This is a genomic window from Methylotenera mobilis JLW8, from assembly GCF_000023705.1.
Lineage (GTDB): Bacteria > Pseudomonadota > Gammaproteobacteria > Burkholderiales > Methylophilaceae > Methylotenera > Methylotenera mobilis.
In genome coordinates this window covers 2165790-2179363 of sequence record NC_012968.1, presented here as the reverse complement: position 1 = coordinate 2179363, position 13574 = coordinate 2165790, and the positions used below count along the sequence as shown (strand labels likewise).

Sequence of the window (13574 nt, the reverse complement as noted above, 5' to 3'; positions counted from 1 at the left end):
AGAATGAGCAGAATTAAAGAAGATAAGAATTTGATTGTAGGCTTGGATATTGGCACATCAAAAATTGTGGCGATTGTTGCTGAGTTGCAGCCAGAAGGTACGTTGAAGGTAATCGGCTTAGGTCAGCATGTATCACGCGGCTTGAAAAAAGGCGTTGTAGTGAATATCGAATCTACGATGCAGTCAATTCAGCGCGCATTGGAAGAAGCTGAGCTGATGGCTGATTGCAAAATCAATAACGTGTTTACCGGCATCGCTGGCAGCCATATCAAGAGCCTGAATTCACACGGCATGGTGAAGATTAAGGATGCTGAAGTTTCGCAAATGGACGTAGACCGCGTGATTGAAACTGCACGTGCGATTGCACTGCCAGCCGATCAGCAGATTCTGCATATCCTGACCCAAGAATTCATCATCGATGGCCAAGAAGATGTACGTGAGCCATTAGGCATGAGTGGCATGAAGTTGGAAGTGAAAGTGCATATCGTGACCGGTGCGGTAGCCGCGGCGCAAAATATCGTGAAGTGCATTAAACGTTGCGGCATTGAGGTCAGTGATTTGATCTTGCAGCCTTTGGCTTCTAGCCTGGCTGTGCTGACTGAAGATGAAAAAGAGCTAGGTGTTTGCCTGGTAGACATTGGCGGCGGTACTACGGATATTGCAGTGTTCAAACAAGGCGCGATTCGCCATACCGCGGTGGTGCCTATCGCGGGTGACCAAATGACCAATGATGTAGCGGTAGCTTTCCGTACCCCTACGCAGTCAGCAGAAGATATCAAGATCAAGCACGGCTGCGCATTACGCCAGTTAGCTGACCCACGTGAAGTGGTGGAAGTGCCAGGAGTAGACGGTAGGGATCCACGTCAGCTATCTGTACAGACATTGGCTGAGGTGTTAGAGCCACGTGTGGTGGAGCTCTATGAGTTGGTGCTGAATGAATTACGCCGTAGCGGCATGGAAGACATGATTGCATCAGGCATCGTTATCACTGGCGGTTCCGCCATGATGCGCGGCATGGTGGAATTGGGTGAAGAAATATTCCATATGCCGGTACGTTTAGGTATGCCACGTTATGTGGGCGGCTTGTCAGAAGTGGTAAGCAATCCAAGGTATGCCACTGGTGTAGGCCTAGTGTTAATGGGCAAGCAGCAGTTGGAGCGCCATTTAACCGGTCAGATGGAATCAAGTTCATTCGGACGCATTTTAGAAAGAATGAAGAGCTGGTTTCAAGGTAACTTTTAAAAGTAATTTGTAAGTAGCAGTAAGTGTTTAGCAGTGAAAAGTAGTAAGGCAGAAGTAACAGTTAAAGTGAACGCTAAAAAGAGGAGGCAATAAAATGTTTGAGATTATGGAAAAAAATTCGCAAGAAGCCGTGATTAAGGTCATCGGTGTGGGTGGTTGCGGTGGCAATGCAGTGGCACACATGATTGAAAAAAATGTGGGCGGTGTTGAATTTATTTGCGCCAATACCGATATGCAAGCTTTGAAAAAGAGCCAAGCAAAAACTGTATTGCAAATTGGTGAGGCAATGACGCGCGGTTTGGGCGCTGGTGCTAAACCAGAAGTAGGCCGTGAAGCTGCTTTGGAAGACCGTGACGCAATTGCAGAGTTAATCGATGGCGCCGATATGCTGTTTATCACGGCTGGTATGGGTGGTGGTACTGGTACCGGCGCTGCACCTGTGATTGCACAAATCGCGAAAGAGATGGGTATTTTAACGGTTGCAGTCGTGACTAAGCCTTTCTCATTTGAAGGGAAACGCACTAAAGTGGCATCTGATGGTCTAGATGAGTTATCAAAGTATGTGGACTCACTGATTGTGATTCCAAATGAGAAATTGATGGAAGTATTGGGCGAAGATGTACCGTTCCTAGAAGCATTTAGAGCCGCAAACGATGTATTGCACAACGCAGTATCTGGCATTGCTGAAATCATCAATTGCGCAGGTATGGTGAACGTGGACTTTGCAGACGTACGCACTGTCATGTCTGAAATGGGGATGGCGATGATGGGTTCTGCATTGGCAACCGGTCCGGACCGTGCACGTATCGCAGCTGAACAAGCGGTAGCAAGCCCATTGCTGGAAGATGTCAACTTGGCGAACGCGCGTGGCGTTTTAGTGAATATCACCACATCAACTGCTTTCAAAATGAAAGAGTACTACGATGTGATGAACACCATTAAAGAGTTCACCGCAGAAGATGCGACCGTGATTGTAGGTAATGTGTTTGATGACAGCATGGGTGATGGTCTGCGTGTAACGATGGTGGCAACTGGCTTGACTGGTGCACAACGCCGTCAACAAAAACCAGAGTTACGTGTAATGCCACAACAAGTGGTGCGTGATGGTACGACTAACCAACCGATTTTTGTTGGTAATGCCAATATCGCTACCGATGATGAAGCACCGGCAGTATTTGGTTCAAACAGCCGCCGTGCGCAAGTGGAAGCGATGAAAATGTCAGGGGTTGAAGAATATGACATCCCAGCATTTTTGCGCAAACAAGCTGACTAAGTAACATTGCACTAAGCTTCAAGTGTGGATAAGGCTATGTAGCCAGCGAAAGGCTGTCGCCATGAATTATGTTATTATTTAACTGATTCGTAAGGCAAATAGTTAAGTTTTGATAGCTGGTAAGTGCGCGCACAGAAACTTAGAGAATGGAAATTGATTAGGCATGTTAAAGCAACGTACACTTAAAAAAGCGATAAGCGCCACAGGCGTTGGATTGCACAATGGCGAAAAGGTTACTCTTACCCTGCGCCCTGCTGCACCTGACACTGGTATTGTTTTCAAACGGGTTGATCTGCCTCAGCCCAATGAAATCGTGGCGACTCCAGGCGTAGTGCATGACACAAGAATGTGCTCTGCGCTGGAGGCCAACGGCGCGCGCGTTGCTACAGTTGAGCATGTGATGTCTGCACTGGCTGGTTTGGGTGTAGATAATGTGTATGTAGAGGTGGACGCTTCTGAAATTCCGATTATGGATGGAAGCTCAGGCCCTTTTGTATTTTTACTGCAGGAGGCTGGCCTAGTTGAGCAAGCCGCTGCAAAAAAATTCATACGTATTACCAAAACAATAGAAGTAAAAGAGGGCGATAAGTGGGTGCGGTTTGAGCCTTATCATGGCTTTAAAATTGATTTCACCATTGATTTTAATCACCCAGTGTTTGAAAACTCGGGTAATAACGTCAAAATTGATTTTGCCGCCGATTCTTATATTAAAGAAATCAGCCGTGCGCGCACTTTTGGCTTTATGCATGAGGTTGAGTATTTGCGATCTAATGGCTTGGCGCGTGGCGGCAGCCTAGATAACGCAATTGTGCTCGATGAGTATCGCGTACTGAATGCGGATGGCCTGCGTTACGACGATGAGTTTGTGAAGCACAAGGTGTTGGACGCGATTGGCGATTTGTATATGTTGGGTCATCCAATCTTGGGGGCTTTTTATGCTTACAAATCCGGACACTCTTTGAATAATCAGCTGTTGCGCGCGTTGATGCAAGATACCACAGCGTGGGAATACACCACCTTTGAAAAGCAAGAAGATGCGCCCGCTACTTTTTTGTCGCAGCCAGCCCAGTTGCTAGCCAAGACTGCTTATTAAGTTAAAGTAAGTTAAAGCAAAAAATCACAAGAAATTACACAAGAAATTATTGGTGACATAGTCAACCAAGTTTAGTCATAATGCAGAGGAGGCGTATATGTTGATGATTCGCCTGATATTCGTTTTATTAGTGATTACCGCGACGGTGTTGCTAGGCTTGTACTTGTTATCAAGCGATAAAAAGTATCTGTATTATTTCAAGCAAACCCTTAAATATACGTTCTTTCTGGTTCTGGTCACGGCCATCCTTTTTGTGTTGCGTCGTATCCTATATCTTTAGCCTATTTGTATGTTTAATCCATTTGAAAAATTATCCCAACTAGCAGTGCTTAAGCAGCTTAGTAAGCTGTGCCTGGGCGCACTGCTAGTGTCAGGCCAAGTTGCTGCAATGTCAGACCAAGCTCTGTTTGACCATGCGCGCGAAGCCTATGCCAAAAAGAATGAATTAGCGTTGGCTGAGGACGTTAGTCAACTCAATAGTCAGCAATACATACTGGCACCGTATGCGGCTTATTGGTTAATGCTACTCAGGCTGGACCAAGCTGACAATGCCGAAGTGCAGGCATTTTTAACCCAATATGCAGACATGGTATTTGCAGACCGTTTACGTGGTGAATGGCTGAAAAAACTGGGAAAAAAACAAGACTGGGCGTTGTTTTTTGAACACTACCCAAACTTCAAACGTACTGATGCTACGGTGGAGTGTTATGCGCTATATGGCAAACATCAGTTTGATAGTCAGGAAGTATCTACACAGGTTAAGAAAATATGGATGAGCTCGGCAGATTTGCCAAGCAGCTGCACGTCTTTATTTGATGCGATGCAAGAGACCGGCGCGTTAGCGACGAGTGATATCTGGGCAAGGTTGCGCCTAGCCTTGCAGGATGGCAAGCTCAGCGTGGCCAAGAGCATAGTTGCGCGCTTAGCTAACTTTGATAAAAACAACTTAGAGTTACTGGCGGTGGCAGAGCAAACGCCAAAACTGCTGCTCACCAGCAAAACCGTGACAGTTAGAATTAACAATAAAAAAACAGTATTAAAAACACCGTCGTTTAAAGCGAGAGATGATATAGAGGTCAATTTATATGCATTAGATAGATTGGCACGTACCAATATAGTAGAGGCGGTTGCGGTCAATCAGTCCTTGCAAGAGCGCTGGTCTGCACAGGATGCTGCTTTTGCATGGGGGCGTATTGCTTATCATGCAGCACGCACGCACCACCCTCAGGCGCTTGAGTTCTATGCCAAAGCTAATGAAACGCCGTTAGATAAAGAGCAGTTAGCATGGATGGCACGCGCCGCAATGCGCGCCCAAAACTGGGACATGTTGTTGGATGCCATTGGTAAAATGGCACCGGAGCAACAGCAAGAGGGCGCCTGGCGCTATTGGAAAGGCCGTGCGTTAAAAGAGAAGTCGATGGTGGTAGAGGCTAACAAGATATTAGGCCCACTTTCTACCGAGCGTCATTACTATGGCTGGCTAGCACTAGAGGAGCTGGGCAGCGTGGTGAATAATCCGCAGCAGCAATATACACCAGTAGAGCAAGAGGTGATGGCGATTGCCAGCCAACCGGGTATTAAACGTGCACTAGAGTTGCAAAAGCAGGATATGCGCTGGGAGGCTAAGGCAGAGTGGGTGTGGGTAACGCGCGACTATGATGATAAACAGCTGCTGGCTGCCGCAGAGTATGCGCAGCGGCAGAAATGGTACGATGTGGCGATTAGTACCGCTGACAATACCAAGCAGCTGCATGATTTTAACTTGCGTTATCCCATCCCTTACCGTGATTTATTCCGTGCGGCAGCCTTAAATGAGAATGTAGATGAGGCTTGGATTTATGGTTTAACCCGTCAGGAAAGCCGTTTTATGCATTATGCCAAGTCTGGAGTAGGCGCTTCTGGCCTGATGCAACTGATGCCGGCTACCGCTAAATGGGCAGCGCAGCGCATGGGGTTGAGCGACTATAGCCAAGATATGATACATGACCTTAAGTACAACGTTGGCATAGGTACCTATTACATGCGCTATACCTTGGAAACCATGAGCGGCCAGGCCGTGATGGCCACCGCGGCATATAACGCGGGCCCTAGCCGTGCACGGCGCTGGGCGGCTGATGAGCCGATGGAGGCTGCCATTTATATTGAGTCTATTCCCTATGGCGAAACCAGAAGCTATGTACAAAAGGTAATGGCAAACGCACAGATATATGCACCTAAACTCGGTTATCCGGTGCAGACATTAAAAGCTAGAATGGGGACGATTCCAGGGCGAGCCAAGCCAGAGGTGATATTGGCGGACGTTGATTAGTGTTGTGTACTTAGTGCCGCTTTTCCAAGTTTCCAGTAGTTGAGTGATCTTTTTAGAACAAATAGCTAAGTTAGAAGGATAGTCATGCAGTTAAGCAAAATATGTGTGTTGGGCGGTTCAGGATTTGTCGGTAGTGCGATTGTTGCCAAGCTGGATGCGGCTGGTTATGCAGTAACCGTGTTGACGCGCAGAAGAGAGGCAGCCAAGCATTTATTCTTGTTACCTAATGTGACTGTGGTCGAGTGTGATGTGCTGGATTACCATGCTTTAAATACCGTACTTAGGGGAACTGACGCTGTGATTAACTTGATTGGTATTTTGCATCAAGGCCATCATGCAAGTTTTAATGCAATTCACCACCAGTTGCCGGCGCAACTGGCCAAGATTTGTGCTGATTTGGGCATCAAACGCCTTATTCAAATGAGCAGCTTGGGTGCGCATGAGCATGCACCTAGCCAGTATCTACGCACTAAAGCGGCCGGGGAAGCGGCATTAAAAGCACTGCAGGACAAAATCAATATCACCATATTTAAGCCATCCATCATTTTTGGGCGCGGAGATAAATTTACCAATCTCTTTGCAACGCTGATTAAGCTGTTGCCAGTGGTCGTGTTGGCTAAGCCTAACGCTAAGTTTCAACCAATCTGGGTGGAAGATGTCGCTAGTTGTTTTGTGAATAGCCTGCAAAACATGGATACCTATGGTCAGACTTATGAGTTGGCTGGGCCTAAAGTGTATACCTTCCGTGAACTGCTGCAGCAAATCATGCACGTCTTGTCAATTCAACGCCCGATTATTGGCTTGAATAATACACTTTCCTATGTGCAGGCTTTAATCATGGAGTTTTTGCCTGTTAAGTTAATGTCACGTGACAATATCAAGTCTATGGAGGTTGATAGCGTTAGCCAGCAGCCACTGCCTGCTGTTTTAGTGGTAGAACCTAGTGCATTGGAGGCGGTGCTGCCTGAGTACTTGGTCGATCGTAACGCACGCGGTGCGTATGACCGTTTCCGTAGTGCGGCAGCACGCTAATCCTAGCTGCGTCATGCAAACTTATATCGTAGGGGGAGCTGTACGAGACGAGTTGCTGGGCTATGCGATTAAAGATAAAGATTATGTCGTTGTCGGCAGTACACCCGAGCAGATGGTGGCAGCCGGCTTTAGGCCAGTAGGCAAGGATTTTCCGGTGTTTTTGCATCCGGTTACTCAGGCAGAGTATGCGCTGGCACGTACCGAGCGTAAAACCGCCAAAGGTTATAAGGGTTTTGCTGTACATGCCTCGCCAGAGGTTACTTTGGAGCAAGATCTAGCGCGGCGTGACCTCACTATCAATGCCATTGCCAAAAGCGAGTCTGGCGAACTGGTAGACCCTTTTAACGGTATTGCCGATATTCAAGCCAAAACCCTGCGCCACGTTAGCGCTGCCTTTGTTGAAGACCCAGTGCGTATTTTGCGTATTGCGCGTTTTGCTGCACGCTTTACTGATTTTCATGTGGCGCCAGAAACGCTAAGCCTGATGCAGATAATGGTTGATGCAGGCGAGGTGGATGCCTTGGTTGTCGAGCGCGTATGGCAGGAGATTGCCAAGGGCTTAATGGAATCGCAGCCGTCACGCATGTTCAATGTATTACGTGCATGCGGCGCATTGCAAAGAATCATGCCAGAGTTAGATAAGTTGTGGGGTGTGCCGCAGCCTCCTCAATATCACCCGGAGGTGGATACCGGTGTGCATGTGATGTTGGTAGTGGATTATGCTGCTCAGCAAAATTTTACGCTGCCGGTGCGTTTTGCCGCATTAATGCATGACTTAGGCAAAGGCACTACGCCACAAGATATTTTACCTAGGCATATCGGTCATGAAGAGCGTGGAGTGCATCTGGTAAAAGACCTATGCAAGCGCTTGCGGGTGCCCAATGACTGTAGAGAATTGGCGCTGATGGTGACTAAATTTCACGGCAAGCTTTATCAGTCATTAGCCATGCGTCCTGATACGCTGCTGCAATTCTTGATTCAACTGGATGCCATCCGCCAGCCATCTAGGCTAAAAGAGTTTTTACAGGCTTGCGAGGCCGATTCCCGTGGCAGGACGGGGTTTGAGCAGTGCCCTACACCTGCTGCGGATTTAATGCTAAAAGTATTAGATGCGGCATTGAGTATTGATGCGGGTGCTATTGCTAGCGCTTACACTGAGGTGGAAAAAATCAAGGCAGCGATTTTTGATGCCAGAGTTAATGCCATTAAAGGCGTGCTTTAGCACCGGAGTGATCAAGCGCCTCTCGAGCCTTGAATACTTGATATAGCGCTAATTTTTAACAGTAGCGCTGTAACTGCGCCGATTGCTACAGGGTTGGGTTTAAATGCCCAGCGAGTTCTGAATAAAGTACTTAGCAATATAGCCCACCAGCCCAAAGGTCAGCCCCAGAAACAGTACAAATGCCCCAAATTTGCCGGCTTTTGACTCCCAAGCCAGATGACCCACAATAAACAACATTAATAGCATCAAGCCGCCAACGCCAAATGTCATACCAAATTCAGTGATTTGTGCTTCAGTGAAGCCAAAAATTGTGCCTTCCAACGTAATCTCCTAAGTAGGGTTGGGCTCGTTTTTAATTAGAGTAAATTAGGTAGTTGTTGCTCAATAAACTCTGTAGGTTTGCGTTTGAATCCGCTTTTTGCGTATTGGTTCCAGCGGCCGATAATGTAGCAAACGATTAAGTTTGCCTGTGCTTCAGCATCTTGCTTCTGACCGGTTTGCGTTTCTGCAATACGCAAACATTGTTTCAGTGTGACTTCAATGCGGTCATATAGTTGGTTAATACGTAATTGCAATTTGTCATCTTCATTCACCAGCGCATCGCCAATTAGTACGCGCGTCATGCCAGAGTTTTTTTCTGCAAACACCATGAGCATGGTGACAATGCGCTGTACTTGTCTGAGGCCTTCTGGCTCTTCGCTGCTAATTTTGTTAATCAGGCCAAAAATGGTTTCTTCAATAAACAAAATCAAACCTTCAAACATTTGTGCTTTGTTTGCAAAATGGCGGTAAAGCGCAGCTTCACTCACTTCTAATTTTGCGGCTAATGATGCGGTTGTGATTTTCTCTCTTTTTGGAGATTCCAGCATTTTTGCCAAAGTTTCTAAAATTTGCTGTTTACGTTCGCCGGCCATTTTATTTCCTTAACAGATAATTGATTTTATTATAGCTTAATGTGAGTAAGTGCTAACACTGAGGTTAGGCGATAATCAACAAAATTTGGTTTATTTAACTGCTTGGATACCCAAATCGTCCTCATGCCTAGGCGCTTAGCTGTCATCAGTGCGGGTAAGCTGTCTTCCAGCATAATGCAGTCGCTGGCTTGGGCGTTAATGGTTTGGAGTAAGCGCTGAAAGCCACGCGCCGACGGTTTGGCATGAAATTGTGTAGATTCCACACTGAAAACCAGTTCAAATAGATCTGCGATACCCAGTAATTCCAGCACTCGCATGGCGTAGCTACGCGGGGCGTTGGTGAATACTAACTTACGTCCTGAGAGTGATTTCAGCATGTGTTTCAGGCGTCTGGTTTGAATCACCATGTCTGGCAAGTTGGCAAGGCGATGGGTTTCATGCAGAAAATGATGTGGGTCTGTCCCGTGGTGGCGCATGAGTCCTTTGAGCGTGGCGCCATAAATTCGCCAGTAGTGCTGACGTAATGCGTGGGCGTCGGGCTCATTCATTGCAAGCTCGTTCATGATGTATTGCGTCATGCTGCGGTTCATCACCGGGAAGATATGTGCACTGGCATTATGCAGTGTGTCGTCCAGGTCAAAAATCCAGATTCTGCTCATGCGTGGTATGGGAGTGTTGGTCGGACACAGTTAGTTTAACCGTGCCCTGATTTGGTTTTAGCGCTTATTTTGCTTTAATTAAAGTTCCTACGCCTTCATCTGTCAGTACTTCTAGCAGCAAGGCGTGCTCTACACGGCCGTCAATAATGTGAACAGCTTTTACACCGCTGCGTGCGGCATCTAAGGCGGAACTGATTTTAGGCAGCATGCCGCCAGATAGCGTGCCATCTGCCACCATGTCATCAATTTGTCTTGGTGTTAAGCCAGTAAGTAGCTCGCCATTTTTATCTAGTACGCCCGGTGTGTTGGTGAGCAGAATGAGCTTTTCTGCATTCAGTATTTCAGCCAATTTGCCAGCTACCACGTCGGCATTGATATTGTAGGTTTCGCCGTCTGCGCCTACGCCAATCGGGGCAACCACAGGGATAAAGTCACCCGTGTCTAAAAAGTTGATAATGCTAGGGTCGATGGCGGAAATCTCGCCGACTTGCCCAATATCAATCATTTTGGTGGCGTCATCTTTATCTGCTATCAAGAGCTTGTGTGCGTGAATGAAATTGCCGTCCTGGCCAGTCAGGCCAACTGCTTTACCGCCGTGGCGATTGATTAAGTTTACAATCTCTTTGTTTACTTGGCCGCCGAGCACCATTTCCACCACATCCATGGTTTCTTCATCGGTCACGCGCATGCCTTGGATAAACTCGCCTTTTTTACCCAGTTTATCCAGCATTTCGTTGATTTGCGGGCCACCACCATGTACTACTACCGGGTTCATCCCAACCAGCTTCAACAATACTACGTCTTTGGCGAAACACTCTTTCAAGTGCTCATCGGTCATGGCGTTGCCGCCGTATTTAATGACGATAGTTTTATCAAAAAAACGTTTGATATAGGGTAACGCCTCAGCCAGCGTCTTTGCTTTTTTTGCAGCGGTTGATTGGTTTAGCATGAGTTTTCCGTAAGCTTAAATTTTGGTCAATTTGGTTTCCGTCATTGTAACTAAATTTTGTTTACAATGTTTTGCTAAACGCCTTAGATTTGCGTTGGTAATTGTAAAGTCTTTGTTTCTCTGCTGTTGGCTAACTTATCAACTCTAGTGTTGAACTGATATCCATATTTATCTTTCAATTCAAAATTAGATTTATGCTATTTTGCGACTTGTGTATTTAAGCGAACTACGCGCTTCACGCCTTCTTCTACTTGTTTCCAACAAGGCATCCATTGCTGTGGAAGCGAATAAGTGACCAGATATTCGTTATCCAATTTAATATGCCCTATGCAAGCGCTTACTGGGTTAGTGGCACCAGCACACGCAAAGCGTGACAGCCCGTAAGGACTTGGATTGGAGTTATTAATTGGTTCGTAATAGAACATGCCTGTTCTCCTAGCAATAATTTCACGTAAACCAAATTTCTCAGAATCACCGACATAATTAATTGGCTGGTTTTTATCAAGCCAAATTTCATGTTCCTTACGTGCTTGAGCTTTTTGTTGTGCTGTTAAATTGGCTCTATAGCTTCTCTTCCAAAATTTAATTTCCTGCGTCATTGGCAATCTACTCCAATCAGGCACGTAGTTAATCGAGATGCCAATTCTTGTTTCTGGAATTAAATGCATCACCTTTTTGTCAACCTTGTGCTCACGCCTATACTCTCTTCGGTCGGTTATAAAGTTTTTATCTTCTTCACCACGCAAGCTGGGAAAGTTGAAGGCTGCGTACAAGGTGGTGTTAAGTGCGTTGATGGGTGTGTGGCTACCTATAGGTTTGCCTGACTTTTCTTCTAAAACGCCTTTGTCTAACCAATAGGTATAGCCTTGTACTATGTCTATGGTTTTTGCATCCCATCGTATCTTTGTCCGCGGGGTGCTTTTGTATAGCTTCTCTAAATCCGGAAGTTGCGCTGGGCAATTAATCTCTATTGATGCAAATGCCTTTTCTTCTTCTACAGGTTTATTAATATCTGTTTTGGCTGGTGGTGCTGTAACAACAGACTTGGTCATCAGTTCTCTTTTTTGCTTTAACTTTTCCAAATCAATGAATAAGAGGCCAACTGCCAGTATGCTGATGGCTATAATGCCTTTAAGCAAAAAAGTCATTTTCATATGTTTACCCCTGAAAATAATATTCACTGAATCAACAGCGTCTGAGTATATTGATTCAGTGACTCTATTAATTTTGCAACTTATAAAGTTGCTCTCGCATACTTGATTCCGAGCTTTATTTACAATGTTTTCCTAAACACCTTAGATTTACGCTGATAATTGTAAAGTTTTTGTTTCTCTGCCGGCAGTTTTTCTACCCCTTGTTCGGTAAAGCCACGCTCTAAAAACCAATGCTCGGTACGCGTTGTGAGGCAGAACAAGCTTTTAAGGCCACGCTGTTTGGCTACGTTGGCGCAGTAATAGAATAACTTATCACCACGCCCGCCGCCACGGTATGCCGGGTCGATGGCTAGGCATGCAAACTCAGCGGTCTGTTCTGATTCAAACGGGTAGAGTGCTGCGCAGCCGATGATGCGGTTGTCATGCTCCATCACATGAAAATGATTAATTTCCATTTCTAACCGTTCACGACCACGCCTGACCAAAATGCCATCGTTTTCCAATGGTTCTATCAGCTTTAAAATGCCGCCCACATCATCAATGTTAGCTTGGCGCATGCTTTCCAGGCTCAGTTCTGTCACCATGGTGCCAATGCCGTCCAGTGTGAACAGTTCTTGAATGATGGCGCCGTCGATATGCCGGCTAATTAAGTGCGTCCTAGCCACGCCATGCTCACAGGCGCGCACGGCTGCTGGTAGGTAGTAAGTGACGTCTTCCGAAATATTGATGGCTTGTTCGGTTTCTCTCACATTTTTGAGTAGATTCTTGGCTTTTTCTGCGGTCATCTCACGCAATAGCTCGCCGCGCAGGTTGTGTACGCCTTCTGAGTCCATCAGGAAAATAAGCTTGTCTGCATCTAATGCCACTGCAGTGCTCACAGCAACATCTTCTAAGCTTAGGTTGAAAGCCTCGCCGGTTGGCGAATAGCCTAGTGGAGACAGTAATACCATCTCATTGTCATCTAGCCGTTTTTGGATGCTGATCGCATCGACTTTGCGCACTTCGCCGGTGTGTTGCAAATCTACACCATCGTGCACGCCTAGCGGCTTGGCGGTGACAAAGTTACCACTAGCTACGCGGATGTCGGCGCCGGCCATGGGGGAGTTGGCAATCCCCATTGAAAGCAAGGCTTCAATTTCTACGCGGATGGCACCATTGGCTTCCTTTACTGCCTCCATCGCGGCATCATCGGTGACTCGCAAGCCGTTATGGAACAGTGGAGAGATGTTATCGCGCTTTAAGCGTTGCTCAATTTGTGGCCGCGAGCCGTGTACTAATACCAAGCGTACTTCTAAGCTAGCTAGCAGATTTAAGTCGTGCGAGAGTGCGATGAATTGCTGCTCGCTTACTACTTCGCCGCCAAATGCAATCACAAACGTGCGCCCACCAAAAGCGTGGATATAAGGTGTGGCAGAACGGAACCACTGCACAAAATCTTTGGCATTGGTGCTGTTGGTTTGCTCTGATTGGCTTTTGGTGTAAGTGTGCGCTTGCTCACCCGATTTATTGTTTGGTGTTGCGTCATCGCTATCAGCATAAAGGTTGGCCGGTGTTGTCTCCAATGCAGATGCAATTTTGCGTAGTAGCGACTCGGAAACGCCTAATTCACCGCGCTCAATACGTGACAAATTGCCTGCATCTGCATCAATTTTAGAGGCGAGTTGCTGCAGTGTTAAGTGCAGTGATTTGCGTTGAGTCCGTATGCTGTGACCAAGAGACATGATTTAG

12 protein-coding genes are annotated in these 13574 nt (G+C 46.5%); 6 read left to right on the top strand and 6 right to left on the bottom strand.

From position 1 onward, the window contains the following. The first annotated feature begins 3 nt into the window (after positions 1–3). The 6 genes from ftsA (at position 4) to MMOL_RS10105 (ending at position 8170) form a co-directional block, all read left to right on the top strand. On the top strand, positions 4–1242 hold the full coding sequence (ftsA, locus tag MMOL_RS10135; protein WP_015832936.1) for a cell division protein FtsA: 1239 nt from the start codon (positions 4–6) through the stop codon (positions 1240–1242). Between the two features lie 94 nt (positions 1243–1336). Next, positions 1337–2515, top strand: coding sequence for a cell division protein FtsZ (gene ftsZ, locus MMOL_RS10130; RefSeq protein WP_015832935.1), 1179 nt, complete (start codon positions 1337–1339; stop codon positions 2513–2515). A gap of 163 nt (positions 2516–2678) precedes the next feature. Further along, positions 2679–3608: a UDP-3-O-acyl-N-acetylglucosamine deacetylase gene (gene lpxC, locus MMOL_RS10125; protein ID WP_015832934.1), complete on the top strand. Its 930-nt coding sequence runs from the start codon at positions 2679–2681 to the stop codon at positions 3606–3608. A 289-nt stretch (positions 3609–3897) separates the two neighbouring features. After that, positions 3898–5916: a lytic transglycosylase domain-containing protein gene (locus tag MMOL_RS10115; protein WP_015832932.1), complete on the top strand. Its 2019-nt coding sequence runs from the start codon at positions 3898–3900 to the stop codon at positions 5914–5916. Positions 5917–6000: 84 nt separating this feature from the next. Further along, complete coding sequence (locus MMOL_RS10110; RefSeq protein ID WP_015832931.1) at positions 6001–6948, top strand: complex I NDUFA9 subunit family protein; 948 nt, start codon at positions 6001–6003, stop codon at positions 6946–6948. Positions 6949–6961: 13 nt separating this feature from the next. Beyond that, positions 6962–8170: a multifunctional CCA addition/repair protein gene (locus tag MMOL_RS10105; protein WP_015832930.1), complete on the top strand. Its 1209-nt coding sequence runs from the start codon at positions 6962–6964 to the stop codon at positions 8168–8170. Between the two features lie 99 nt (positions 8171–8269). Here MMOL_RS10105 and MMOL_RS10100 read toward each other — a convergent pair whose 3' ends face one another. From MMOL_RS10100 to argA, 6 genes are all read right to left on the bottom strand, one after another. Beyond that, positions 8270–8491 carry a DUF2788 domain-containing protein gene (locus MMOL_RS10100; RefSeq protein ID WP_015832929.1) on the bottom strand — a complete coding sequence of 74 codons (222 nt, stop codon included), beginning with the start codon at positions 8489–8491 and terminating at the stop codon, positions 8270–8272. Positions 8492–8526: 35 nt separating this feature from the next. Then, positions 8527–9084: a nucleoid occlusion factor SlmA gene (gene slmA / locus MMOL_RS10095; RefSeq protein ID WP_015832928.1), complete on the bottom strand. Its 558-nt coding sequence runs from the start codon at positions 9082–9084 to the stop codon at positions 8527–8529. A 29-nt stretch (positions 9085–9113) separates the two neighbouring features. Further along, positions 9114–9743 (bottom strand): pyrimidine 5'-nucleotidase, encoded by a 630-nt coding sequence (locus MMOL_RS10090; RefSeq protein WP_015832927.1) that lies wholly within the window; start codon positions 9741–9743, stop codon positions 9114–9116. A 64-nt stretch (positions 9744–9807) separates the two neighbouring features. Continuing rightward, complete coding sequence (gene argB / locus MMOL_RS10085; protein ID WP_015832926.1) at positions 9808–10692, bottom strand: acetylglutamate kinase; 885 nt, start codon at positions 10690–10692, stop codon at positions 9808–9810. Between the two features lie 197 nt (positions 10693–10889). After that, positions 10890–11846 carry a hypothetical protein gene (locus MMOL_RS10080; protein WP_015832925.1) on the bottom strand — a complete coding sequence of 319 codons (957 nt, stop codon included), beginning with the start codon at positions 11844–11846 and terminating at the stop codon, positions 10890–10892. A gap of 119 nt (positions 11847–11965) precedes the next feature. Next, positions 11966–13567, bottom strand: a complete 1602-nt coding sequence (argA, locus tag MMOL_RS10075) for an amino-acid N-acetyltransferase (protein WP_015832924.1) — start codon at positions 13565–13567, stop codon at positions 11966–11968. Positions 13568–13574: the final 7 nt, after the last annotated feature.

Excerpts from the sequence above, each read along its gene's own strand:
- ftsA (WP_015832936.1), top strand. The coding sequence starts at position 4 with ATGAGCAGAATTAAAGAAGATAAGAATTTGATTGTAGGCTTGGATATT.
- MMOL_RS10090 (WP_015832927.1), bottom strand. The coding sequence starts at position 9,743 with ATGAGCAGAATCTGGATTTTTGACCTGGACGACACACTGCATAATGCC.
- MMOL_RS10110 (WP_015832931.1), top strand. The coding sequence starts at position 6,001 with ATGCAGTTAAGCAAAATATGTGTGTTGGGCGGTTCAGGATTTGTCGGT.
- MMOL_RS10115 (WP_015832932.1), top strand. The coding sequence starts at position 3,898 with ATGTTTAATCCATTTGAAAAATTATCCCAACTAGCAGTGCTTAAGCAG.
- MMOL_RS10105 (WP_015832930.1), top strand. The coding sequence starts at position 6,962 with ATGCAAACTTATATCGTAGGGGGAGCTGTACGAGACGAGTTGCTGGGC.
- ftsZ (WP_015832935.1), top strand. The coding sequence starts at position 1,337 with ATGTTTGAGATTATGGAAAAAAATTCGCAAGAAGCCGTGATTAAGGTC.
- argB (WP_015832926.1), bottom strand. The coding sequence starts at position 10,692 with ATGCTAAACCAATCAACCGCTGCAAAAAAAGCAAAGACGCTGGCTGAG.
- argA (WP_015832924.1), bottom strand. The coding sequence starts at position 13,567 with ATGTCTCTTGGTCACAGCATACGGACTCAACGCAAATCACTGCACTTA.
- lpxC (WP_015832934.1), top strand. The coding sequence starts at position 2,679 with ATGTTAAAGCAACGTACACTTAAAAAAGCGATAAGCGCCACAGGCGTT.
- MMOL_RS10080 (WP_015832925.1), bottom strand. The coding sequence starts at position 11,846 with ATGAAAATGACTTTTTTGCTTAAAGGCATTATAGCCATCAGCATACTG.
- slmA (WP_015832928.1), bottom strand. The coding sequence starts at position 9,084 with ATGGCCGGCGAACGTAAACAGCAAATTTTAGAAACTTTGGCAAAAATG.